The following is an 11047-nucleotide window of genomic DNA, read 5'->3' on the forward strand; positions in this document are numbered from 1 at the left end:
AAGCAAGAGCTGGATTGCTTCGGAGTTCACGCTCCTCGCAATGACGAGGAAAGGTTCGACGAACCTAAGAAAACGCTGCGTCTCAAGCCAGCCGTGACTCGATCGCCACCCGCACCAGTTCGGATGAAGATCGCACGCCGAGCTTGTGGCGGATGATCGAGGACGTGTTCGCCACCGTCTTGTAGGAAGCGTTGATCATCCACGCGATCTCCGTCAGGCTTTTGCCCGCGCCGATCAGCCTCAGGATTTCGATCTCGCGCGACGTCAGTTTCGCCAGCCGGCTCGACGCGAAGGCCGGGCCGGCGAAAGCGAGGCTTTGCGCCAGCGACGGCGGCAGGAACGTGCCGCCATCCGCCACCGCGCGGATGGCGCTGACGAGATCGCTGGGGTCCCCCGATTTTGAAACGTATCCCTTGGCGCCGGCCTCGATCGCGCGCGCCGCGAAGATCGGGTCATCGTTCATGCTGAACATGATGATGCGCGCATCGGCGTCGCGCCGCAAAATGCGACGCGCCAGTTCGAACCCGGAGACGCCCGGCAGGTTGATGTCGATGACGCACAACTGCGACGGATCATCGATGAATGCGGCTTCGCCGCTCTCGGCATCTACGGCGTCATTGATGACGACGTTCGGATCGTCCGCGAGCATGGCCCGGCAGCCCGACACCACGATGGGATGGTCGTCGACGATCAGGACACGGAGTTTGTTCGATGCTTTCGCCTTTGCCATAATGACCGATGATTGCCGCGCGCATCTGGCCATCGCGCCAGAATATAATATACCGTGATTAGATCGTCGCCATTTTCGTCTGTCAACGCTCTCCCCGGAGCCTGCGGCGCAACGGCAAAGCGGAACGAGAGGATGTGGCGGAAACTTTCCCTGCGGACGCGCCTGAACCTGCTGTTCGCGCTGGTGCTGGTGCTGGGTCTCGCGGCCAATATCGGACGCCTTGTGCTGGAAGCGGGGCCGCGCATTCAGGCCGAGGATGACAGCGTCATCCGATTGGCGCGCGAATTCGTCGAGGCCTCGATCGTCGATCTGAAAGGCAGTTCGAATCCCGAAGCCAAGCTGGCGGGGATCGTCGACGGCTTACAGAAGCTGCGACACATCAGCGTCACGCTCACGCGCGACGGCGAGCCCGAGGACAGTACCCCAGCCGATGCCAACGCCCTTCGCGTCGACGCGCCACCGGAATGGTTCGTCGCCATGGTGCGGCCGGAGCCGACGCGCCTGCGCATTCCGATCGTGTTGGAAGGGAGGTCCTATGGGACGCTCCTGATCGCCTCGCATCCGACGGATGAAATCGCCGAAATCTGGGACAGCATCGTCACCCAGGTCCAATTCGGCTCGGCGATTGCGGCGGCATTGCTAATCCTGACCATGCTCGTGGTCAGCCGGGCGCTGGCGCCGATCCAGTCGCTTGCGGATGCGATGGCCGATCTTGAAACCGGCCGTTACGATACGCGCGTGGTGCCGACCGGCTCGGCGGAAATCGCCGCGATCTGCGCCAAGCTCAATCATCTGGCGGCCACCCTCGAAGATGCGGTTGCGGACAAGCAACGGCTCGCCGAGCGCGTCGTTTCCTTGCAAGACGTCGAGCGCAAGGAGATCGCCCGCGAGTTGCACGACGAATTCGGCCCGTATCTGTTCGCGCTGCGCGCCCACGCCACGGCGCTGATGCGGATGGCGGATGCGGCGACGCCGGACATTGCGGGCTTGCGCAAGCACGGCACGGCGATGCTCGAACAGGTCAATGCATTGCAGCAGTTCAATCGTCGCGTACTCGACAGGTTGCGGCCGGCGGGGCTCAGCGAGCTTGGCCTCGGCGAGGCGCTGGCGGCGCTGGTGCGGTTCTGGCGGGGCTCGCATCCGGAAGTGACGGTAGACACCGACATCTCCGACGCGCTCGGCCCGATCGGCGAGACGGCGGAACTGACGATCTATCGTGTCGTGCAGGAAGCCTTGACCAACGCCTTCCGTCATTCCGGCGCGACGCAGGTGAGCGTGACGATCGAGCCAGTGGCCAACATCGGGCGCGCTGCGGCCGCCCGCGTTCGCGTCAGTGACAACGGCAAGGGCTTGCCGCCGGATCACAGGCTGGGGCTTGGCCTCACCGGCATGCGCGAACGCGTGATGGCGCTCGGCGGCACGATGACGGTGACCTCGGCTAGTGGCGTCACGGTCGAGGCGACGATCCCGTGCGGTGCGGGAGATTAGATAACACATTTGCTCGTCATTGCGAGGAGCAAAGCGACGAAGCAATCCAGTCCTTGCTTTTTGGCTTTCTGGATTGCTTCGCTTCGCTCGCAATGACGGTGATGTTTTCCGTTCGCGGATCGCGCGATCTCTCGTCCGCTACAGCTTGACTCTGATCCCGCCATAGATCGCGAACGGCATGCCGGGCACCAGCGTCTGTTGATCGCTCAGCGCGATCGGCAGTCCGGCCTTGGCGGTGCCGTTCGGCTCGAAATAGGTGCCGAACAAGGCATACTTGCTGTTGAAGAGATTGTTGATATTGGCGAACAGCGTGACGTTCTTCGACACCTGATAGGACGTATGCAGGTTGACGACGGCGTAGCCCGGCAGTTTCGGATTCTGGTTGGCGTCGTCGCCGACGAAATACCGCTGTCCGACCGCAACCAGATCGGCGCCGATCTTCCATTCCGGCGTCACCATGTAGTCTACGCCCGCCTTGAACTGATGCTGCGGAATGCCGGGAATGTGGTTGCCCGGCACCACATGGATATTGCCGCCGTCATCCGCCATCGGGTTGTTCGGCGAAGCGAGATCGCCGGCGAAACGATAGGTCGCGTCGACGTAGCTGTAGCTGGCATAGACCATCCACTGGCTCGATTTATACTCCGCGGAGAGTTCGAGGCCCTGACGGCGGGTTTCCGGCACGTTCTGGTAATAGCCGCGCCCGGCGATGCTGCTGGCGAGGGTGATGATGTCATCGCTGCTGTCGGTGCGGAACAGGCCGGCTTTCCAGCTCAGCGAGCCGTCCCACAGTGCCGAGGTACCGCGCAGGCCGAACTCATAAGTGTGCCCAACCACCTGCTTCAGTGGCGGGTCCGACACCAGGAAGCTCTCCAGCAGGCACGGCTTGTTCGGGTTGGAGCAACCGAGTTCGAGCGGCGTCGGCGCGCGGTTGGATTCCGAATAACCGCCGTAGACAGTCAGTCCCGGCGTGATTTTGTAGGTCAGCCCGGCGACCGGATTGAGCCGCGAAAAGCGAGAATCGCTGTTGAGATCGGGGCTGGTGCCGAGCACGTCGCGCACGGCGATGTCGGCGATGTTGTACCGCACGCCGGCGGTGGCGGCGAGGCGATCGGTGATGTCGAAGGTATCGGTGGCGAAGATGCCGTAATAGGTGTTGCGGCTGGTGATGCCGAGCGGCGCATAGCCGACGTCGCCCACGGTGTGGATCACCGATCCCATGCCGGGAATCGCCGGATTGCTGCCGACGCTCAGGTCCGGGAAGATGTAGCCGAGCATGCTCGACCCGTTGAAGTCGGTGTTGCCGCGATCGATGCTGCCGCCGATCACGAAGCGGTTGCCGTGGTCGAACAGCTTGGCATCGTTGGTCGCCTGCAACGAGCCACCGAAGGTCGTGCTGCGGGTGTTGGTGCGGTCGATGGTGCCGTAGGGCACCGGGCCGCAGGTATTGCCGGCGCCGGGCGGGCAGGGGATCGGCTGGTTGTTGGCGTCGAGAATGGCGAACTGGTTGCGGAACGCCAGCGCCGCCGCGCCGGTGAAAGGCACCGGCCGGGGGAAGCCGTCATCTTCAAGGCACAGGTGATTGGCGTAGGATGACGAGTTGCTGCAACGTTCGAAGTCGCCGTCATTGCCGTCGACATGGGATTGGCGGAAGAAACGCCCGTAGAGGCTGCCCTGCAATGTCCAGTTATCGGTCAGCGCGTATTTGCCGTTGAGGCCGAGCAACGCCGTGTTGTTCTGCGTCGTCTGCGGGGTGGTATAGACCGAACTCCAGTCGCGATTGAGCATCTCGATCGGCGTCGCCGCGGCGACACCGAAGGATGACGTCGCGACCGAGCCGAACAGGTGGAATTCCGCCTTGTCGTCGCGCCAGCCGATGTCGCCGTAGAAGCGGCCGAGTTGTGTCGGCGACTTCTGCCGCCAGCCATGATCCTGCATGCCTTGTGCGGCGATGTAGGTGCTCCAGTTGCCGGACTCGGCGCCGAATTGCAGGCCGCCCTGAACCCGGCCATAGGAGCCGCCGGACATCTCCTGCTCGAAACCGTGCCAGGTGAAACCATTCTTCGGCGTCAGGTTGACGGCGCCGCCGAGCGCGTTGAGGCCGAAGACCGGGTTGTTGGTGAAGACGTCCGCCTGCTGGATGGCGTTGGTCGGGATCAGGTCCCAGTTCACCGTATCGCCGAACGCTTCATTGAGACGGATGCCGTTCATGTAGACGGCGAGCCCCTGCGGCGTGCCTTGCAACGGCGAGGCGGCGAAGCCGCGATAGCGGATTTCCTGCTGCGCGCTGTTGCCGTTGGGATCGGACAGGCTGACGCCGGGGATGCGCTGGAACAGCGTATCGGTGATGTTCGGCGACGCCGCGCGCTGGATGTCGTCGGCATGAACGGTGGTGACGGTGGAGGGCACCTTGTCACGGTCGATGCCACGGCCCTGCAACGGCGTATCGGCGACGACTTGGATTTCCGGCAGCATCTCCTGCGCCTGAGCCGCCTGGATGGTGACTAGCAATCCCGGAGCCAGGACTCCCAGCACGAGTGTCTTCTTCATCAACGCTTCCCCCAATGACGGCAGTTGCCGCGAATGACGCGGCGTTGGCCGTCACGCCTTTGGGGAGGGATCGTAATGGCGACGATGCTGGTGCGGCACTGCCTTTAGGTCGTAGGTCGCCGGGAGAATCTGGCTTGAGGGCCGGGAAAAATTCCCGATCCTCCTAGCCGCCCGGACCGCCGCGCCTGGCGAGGAAGCCGCGCGATGGATCGTAGGCAATGATGGCCCCGCACAGAAACACCACGGCGCAGCCGGCGACCACCGCCAGCGATACCCATTCCACCTTGCCGTAGAGCGCGAAGCGGATCAGCTCGGTGACGTGAGTGAAGGGATTGGCTTGGCAAACGTAGTAGAGAAACGGGCTGGATTCCTTGACCCGCCACAGCGGATAGAGCGCCGACGAGGCGAAGAACATCGGGAAGATGACGAAGTTCATTACGCCCGCGAAGTTCTCCAGTTGCTTGATCAGCGACGAGATCAGCATGCCGAGCGCGCCGAGCATGAAGCCGCTCAATAGCAGCGCCGGGATCACCAGAAAATAACCGACCGGCGGCACCTCGACATCCCAGAACCATGCGATCAGCAGGAACGCATAGACTTGCAGGATCGACACCATGGTGCCGGCGAGCAGCTTCGAGGTCAGAAGCCACCAGCGCGGGAAGGGACTCACCAGCAGCGTCCGCATGCCGCCGGTCTCGCGGTCGTACACCATCGTCAGCGACGACTGCATGCCGTTGAACAACTGGATCATCGCGATCAGGCCCGGCGCGATATAGACCTCGTAGAGCACATAAGTCTCATAGGGCGGGATGATGGAGACGCCGAGCACCTGACGAAAGCCGGCGGCGAAGATGAACAGCCACACCAGCGGCCGCACCAGTGCTGAGATGAATCGCTCGCGCTGATGGATGAAGCGCAGCGCTTCGCGCCAGACGATGCCGCAGAGGCAAATCCAGTATTGCCTCAGCGTGAGGTGATGCCGGGCCGGCGTGTCGGTGACGGCAGTCATGCGCCGGCTCCCGTGCCGGCGTCGGCATGCGTCAGCTTGGTGAAGGCGCTGCCGATGTCCGGCGCGCTCGTCGCGGCGACCACGTCGCCGACCGCGCCTTTCGCCAGCACGCGCCCGCCATGCAGCACCACCACGTCGTCATTGTCACCGACTTCATCGATGAGGTGCGTTGCCCACAACACGCCGATGCCGCTTTGCAGCAGTCGGCGCACATGGCCGAGGATATCGGCGCGCGACTTGATGTCGAGGCCGACGGTCGGCTCGTCCAGCAGCAGCAATCGCGGATGGTGCAGCAGCGCGCGGGCGATCTCGACGCGGCGCATCTGGCCGCCGGAAAGATTGCTGACGCGCTCGCGCCCCCGATCGGTCAAATCGACCAGCGTGAGCACGCGGCCGATCTGCTCGTCGGCCTGCCGCCGGCCGATGCCGTGGAGCGCCGCGTGGTAGATGAGGTTCTGCTGTACCGAGATATCGACATCGAGCGCGCGCGATTGAAACACCACGCCGAGCCGGCTCAACGCCGCGCCGGGTTCGCGCGCGACGTCATGGCCGAGAATGCGGATATGGCCGTTGCGGATCGCGTAGAGCCGGGTGATGAGCGAGAACAGCGTCGACTTGCCGGCGCCGTTGAGGCCGAGCAGCACCGTGAACGACGCCGGCTTCACGGAAAAGCTGACATCGCGCAACGCCACGCGCGCGCCATAGCGATGCCCGACGCCAACCACATCGAGCGCGGCCGGCCCGGCCGTGCTGGCCGCCTGCGTCAGGATCGCGGCGTCGTTCACTTCGGCCCCATTGCGACGCCCCACGGCAGTTCGCCGACCTGGATCGATTTGATGACTTTCAGACTAGCGACGTCGATGACGGAAACGTCGTTCGACAGGCCGTTGGCGGCGAGCAGGTATTTGCCGTCCGGCGTGAACGCGCCGTGCCACACCCGCTGCCCGACGAGCAGATATTTCAGGACCTCGTGCGTGGTGCCATCGACCACGGCGATACGGTTCGACGGTCCCAGGTGAATGAAGCCGAGCTTGCCGTCCCTGGTGATATTGATGCCGACCGGCTGAATCTTTTCAGCGCGCAGGCCGGGAATGGCGAAGCGTACCGTCTTGGTGATCTTGCGTGTCGCCGGATCGACGATCGAGAGCCCGCCGCCGACTTCGGAGGTGATCCACAACTCCGATCCGTCGGGCTTGAACGCAGCGGAGCGCGGCCGCGAGCCGACCAGCACGTTGGCCACTACTTTACGATCCGTGGTGTCGATGAAATGCGCCATGCTCGTCGTCTCCGACGTGCAGATCACGGTTTTGCCGTCGGGGCTGATCGCAATGCCTTCCGGCTCGACGCCGACCGGAATCTTCGCCACGGCCTTGCGCGCGGCGACGTCGATCACGGTGACGGCGGCGTCATCCTCGTTGGCGACATAGAGAAATTGGCCGGCGGGATCGAGCGCGAACTGTTCGGGATCGGGCCCGGACGGCAGGTCGCCGGCGACCTTGCGCGTCGCGGTGTCGATGATCTGGATGGTGTTGTCGTCACCGGTCGCGACGAACACGAACTTGCCGTCACGCGAGACCTCGATGCCGCGTGGCCGCTCGCCGGTCTTGATGGTGGCAATTGTCTTCAGCGTGTCGGTGTCCACCACCGAGACAGAGTTGCCCTTCTCGTTGGAAACGTAAGCGGTGTAAGCGAGGCTCGGCGCCGTCATCGCCGCGAGCGCCGCGACGGTGAGGCCGAAATATTTGAAAGCGCCGGTTCCGATCATGAAAGGCCCGCCCTGAAAAGCACGATTACTGAAGTTTGCATTTGGTTTCGGGTCGGTCCAGTCCGAGCGTGTCGAGTTCGGAGGATTGGTGCAGGAAACCCTCTTGCGGCGAGATCGACACGGTATTGCGGCCATCGAACAGCAGGATCGGCTGGCGCAACTGGAGATTCCAGTCGCGTAGCGTCAGCTTCTGGCCCTTGAACGCGGCGACGGAAAAATCCGGGCTCTTGATGTAAGCGAACAGTTTCGTCCCATCCGCGCTGTTGGTGTGCGCCGCCGCTTCGCCGACGATGCGAACGGCGGTCCACAATTGCATGTCGAGCGGCGTCATGAATCGCCGATATTTCTTCTTGAAACGGTTTTGCAGTTGCAGCGCGCCCCATTGGTCGAACGCGGCGTCCCACGTCGTCGGCACCAGTCCCGCGGAGCCTGCGACCGGGCGGGGAATCCAGGTGCGGTACGGGAGATAGCCGGCGAACACCTCGCTTTCGTCGGCCGCGACCAGAATATCGTAGTCCGATGTGCCTTGCGTCAGATCGATCATCTGGCGCTGCACTTCGGCAAGGCCGCTGTCGGTGCGGCGCGCGCCGCCGGTGTCCTTGAACTCCTTCTCGGCGACGATCTTCGCGCCGAACCGCCTCGCGGCGTGCCGCAAGGCATCGGCGAAGGCCTTGTCGCCGTCATGCGAACCGCTGACAAGAAACCAGTTGCGCCATTTTCTCAGCACGAGATACTGCGCCAGCGCATCGGCCAGCATATAGCGGGTCGGCGCGACGTGGATGACGTTGGCGCGACAATCCTGTTCGCGCAGCCGCTCGTCCGGCGCGCCGGCATTGATGAGAATTTCGCCGCTCGCCTTGCCGGCGTCGGCCGCCTGCAAAAGCTGGTTTGCGGGAAGGTTAGCGGCGATGAAAGCGACGCCCTGATCCGCAAGCGCCTTGACGGCCGGCGCGGGATCGGCGTCCTCATCGATCTTGCTTTCGATCAACTCAAAGCGCTGGCCGATAAAACTGCCGGTGGTGTTGTTGTCATCAATCGCGAGTTGCGCGCCGGCCAGGCCGTCGTTCGGCGCCGGAATGTCGATCAGCGAAATCTTTTCCTTCGACAGTGGACCGTTCAGGTAGCCGATCTTGATCGTTTGGGATTGCGCTAAGACAGGCGCGCCGATCCCGCTTGCCGCAATGCAAGCCGCAACCGCCAGCCGCAACGTCCCCTTGGGGAAAGGGAGCTTCCGGGGCAGGTTCCGCAGCAAACGAAGCCATGCGGCGTGCCTTCCCATGCAAGCTCCCGAACCCGTCAGATCGTTGTCTTTTGTGCTCCGTTTCCGGGGCTTTGCGTCATGATCTATAAAATGTGCCATGCGGCAAGGGCCTACTTGGTAGTAGACGGCGAAACGCGTTTCACCGCCGCGAATGAGTTGCGCGATAGAGCACAGCGTGCCGCGAAAGGACGAGTGGAATCAACTTCCGCCCCTAATCGGAGCGTGCTATATCGACAGGCAAGCAACGAAAACGTGAACGATGCCTCAAACGAGCGGGCATCAGGAACATGCTGCAACGCGATCGATGGATCGATTGCGGCCATGTTCGAGGTGAGGATCGCCGGAACGTGACACGATTTCTGATCGTTGAGGATCATCCGCTCTTTCGCGAGGCGCTGGAAAGCGCTGTTTGCGTTGCCAATCCCGATGCTGAAATCCTGCAAGCAACGTCGATCGACGAGGCGCTGACGATTCTCGGCTCGACCCACGCCATCGATCTGATTTTGCTCGACCTGTCGATGCCGGGAACGACGGGGTTGCTCGGCGTGGTTCGTATTCGCAAGGCGTTCCCGAAAAATCCGGTGGTGATCGTGTCCGGCTTCGAGGACAGGGAGATCGTCCGCAGCGTGCTCTCGCTCGGCGTTTCGGGCTACATCCCGAAATCGACATCGAAGCGGGAACTGGCGGATTCCATCGGCGAGGTGCTGCGCGGTTCGATCTATCTGCCGAAGCGATTCATCGACACCACGCGGACCAAGCGGGCGCTGCCGCACAATCTCGATCTGCTGAAGCGGCTGCACGACCTGACGCCGCAGCAGTTGCGGGTATTGGACATGGTGCGCAGGGGTTTGCAGAACAAGCAGATCGCCTATGAGCTGAAAATCTGCGAAACCACGGTGAAGGTGCACGTCTCGGAGATCTTGCGGAAGCTGAACGTCGCCAGCCGCACCAATGCCATCATCGAAATCTCGAAGATCGACTTCACCAATCTTGCCGGCGAGACTCCGGCCAAGCACGTTTCGCCCGAGCACGCGCGACTGCAATAGACGCGGTAACCCAGCTTGGATCAGACGGGATGGATGCGCGGATCAAAGTCCGTCGCGTGAGGCCTGTTACGCCAACTCGTCATGGCCGGGCTTGTCCCACGGCTGTCCGGTTGAGGTTTTAGGATAGACTTAAGCTCATCTGCCGCTGATCCTGGAGGATTGGCGGCGGTTCGAGCAGGTGGTGGATCGAACGACGGTGCATGAGATTGGCTCGGACCAGCCTGCTGAAGAGGGTTGGGCTTTGCACAGCGCTTTGAGTGGCCTGGGCGAGGCGCAACAGCAGAAAGGCGATCAGGGCCACCGCGATCTGGATACGCACGGCATTCTCCGAGGTGCCGACGAAGCGGGTGATCTTGAGGGTCTGCTTGATCCAGCGGAAGAACAGCTCGATGGCCCAGCGTCGGCGATAGAGCTCGGCAATGTCCTCTGCGCTGGCATCGAGGTCATTTGACAAGATGCGCAGGATCTTGCCCGTCTCGGTGGTAATCCGCACCTCGCGCACCGCCTGCTGCATCGGATTGTGCCGGCTATGGGCCTGGCGCGCCGGCAGAAAGCCGATGCGGTCGGAGAGGATGTTGCCGCCGGATGCGACCGCCAGTTCCTCCACCGGGTGGAGCGGGGTGTTGGATTTGAAACGGGTGACGATCCGGCAACCGGCGGCGTCGAGCGCCGCCCACCAGGCATAGTCGTAATAGCCGAGATCGAAGACATAGGTGGCGCCCGGCTCGATCGGCATCTGCTGGGCCGCGGTGATATCGTTGACGTTGGCCGGACTGACCGCGGCATAGATCGGCCGATCCGCGTCGGCATCGTAGATCACATGCACCTTGGCGCCGCAGACCCCGGTCGAGAATTGCGCCCAACCGGCACTGCGCTCGTTCAACCGCACGCTTGTGGCATCGATCAGATAGGTCGTCTCGGCCAGTTTGCGGCGCAAGCCGCGGTGGGCCTGCTTCATCATCAGGGCCAGAAGGTCGGTAAACACCGCGGAAGGCCGGTTGGCGTTGGCGTCGGAAAAGGTCGACCGCCGAACCGGTCTTGCCCCGAGGTGGTAAAGCCGCGCCGCATGGCTGCAAAGACCGGTCACGATCTCGCGCAAGCCCGAAGCTCCCGAAAGCTGGCCATAGAGCAACGCGATGAACTGCACCTTGGTCGGCAACCGCCGCACCCGCACATCCGCATCGTGGTCTTCCACAAG

Annotated in this window: 9 protein-coding genes; 2 read left to right on the forward strand and 7 right to left on the reverse strand. The window is 62.9% G+C overall.

All coding sequences use genetic code 11. From position 1 onward, the window contains the following. Positions 1-82: 82 nt before the first annotated feature. The gene (locus I554_RS0120350) at positions 83-730 is read right to left on the reverse strand and encodes a response regulator transcription factor (protein ID WP_024578115.1); all 648 of its coding nucleotides are present in this window, start codon (positions 728-730) and stop codon (positions 83-85) included. A 132-nt stretch (positions 731-862) separates the two neighbouring features. Between I554_RS0120350 and I554_RS0120355 the strand changes: the two genes are divergently transcribed. Next, entirely contained in the window at positions 863-2218 is a 1356-nt protein-coding gene (locus I554_RS0120355) for an ATP-binding protein (RefSeq protein WP_024578116.1), read from the forward strand. Between the two features lie 138 nt (positions 2219-2356). Here the strand turns inward: I554_RS0120355 and I554_RS0120360 are convergent, their stop codons facing one another. The 5 genes from I554_RS0120360 to I554_RS0120380 all read right to left on the reverse strand — a co-directional run bounded on the left by I554_RS0120360 (position 2357) and on the right by I554_RS0120380 (position 8821). Continuing rightward, positions 2357-4768 (reverse strand): TonB-dependent receptor, encoded by a 2412-nt coding sequence (locus I554_RS0120360; protein ID WP_029659408.1) that lies wholly within the window; start codon positions 4766-4768, stop codon positions 2357-2359. 163 nt (positions 4769-4931) lie between these two features. Next, positions 4932-5777 carry an ABC transporter permease gene (locus tag I554_RS0120365; protein WP_024578118.1) on the reverse strand — a complete coding sequence of 282 codons (846 nt, stop codon included), beginning with the start codon at positions 5775-5777 and terminating at the stop codon, positions 4932-4934. Beyond that, entirely contained in the window at positions 5774-6562 is a 789-nt protein-coding gene (locus tag I554_RS0120370) for an ATP-binding cassette domain-containing protein (RefSeq protein ID WP_081710832.1), read from the reverse strand. Before I554_RS0120370 ends, I554_RS0120365 begins: the two co-directional genes overlap by 4 nt. Beyond that, a complete protein-coding gene (locus I554_RS0120375) occupies positions 6559-7542 on the reverse strand; it encodes a PQQ-dependent catabolism-associated beta-propeller protein (RefSeq protein ID WP_024578120.1) in 984 nt (327 codons plus the stop codon). Before I554_RS0120375 ends, I554_RS0120370 begins: the two co-directional genes overlap by 4 nt. A gap of 25 nt (positions 7543-7567) precedes the next feature. Continuing rightward, positions 7568-8821, reverse strand: a complete 1254-nt coding sequence (locus tag I554_RS0120380) for an ABC transporter substrate-binding protein (RefSeq protein ID WP_081710828.1) — start codon at positions 8819-8821, stop codon at positions 7568-7570. A 329-nt stretch (positions 8822-9150) separates the two neighbouring features. Here I554_RS0120380 and I554_RS0120385 point away from each other — a divergent pair, with 329 nt between their 5' ends. Then, a complete protein-coding gene (locus I554_RS0120385; protein ID WP_024578122.1) occupies positions 9151-9849 on the forward strand; it encodes a response regulator transcription factor in 699 nt (232 codons plus the stop codon). A gap of 118 nt (positions 9850-9967) precedes the next feature. Here I554_RS0120385 and I554_RS25765 read toward each other — a convergent pair. Beyond that, positions 9968-11047 (reverse strand): IS4 family transposase (locus tag I554_RS25765; protein ID WP_024578190.1); only part of this gene is annotated, 1080 nt, incomplete at its 5' end.

The organism is Afipia sp. OHSU_II-C1 (genome assembly GCF_000497575.1).
In the GTDB taxonomy this organism is placed as follows: domain Bacteria; phylum Pseudomonadota; class Alphaproteobacteria; order Rhizobiales; family Xanthobacteraceae; genus Afipia.

What these genes read in the sequence shown, in the direction of transcription:
- I554_RS0120350 (WP_024578115.1), bottom strand. Translation starts at nt 730, where the DNA reads ATGGCAAAGGCGAAAGCATCGAACAAACTCCGTGTCCTGATCGTCGAC.
- I554_RS0120355 (WP_024578116.1), top strand. Translation starts at nt 863, where the DNA reads ATGTGGCGGAAACTTTCCCTGCGGACGCGCCTGAACCTGCTGTTCGCG.
- I554_RS0120360 (WP_029659408.1), bottom strand. Translation starts at nt 4,768, where the DNA reads ATGAAGAAGACACTCGTGCTGGGAGTCCTGGCTCCGGGATTGCTAGTC.
- I554_RS0120365 (WP_024578118.1), bottom strand. Translation starts at nt 5,777, where the DNA reads ATGACTGCCGTCACCGACACGCCGGCCCGGCATCACCTCACGCTGAGG.
- I554_RS0120375 (WP_024578120.1), bottom strand. Translation starts at nt 7,542, where the DNA reads ATGATCGGAACCGGCGCTTTCAAATATTTCGGCCTCACCGTCGCGGCG.
- I554_RS0120380 (WP_081710828.1), bottom strand. Translation starts at nt 8,821, where the DNA reads ATGGGAAGGCACGCCGCATGGCTTCGTTTGCTGCGGAACCTGCCCCGG.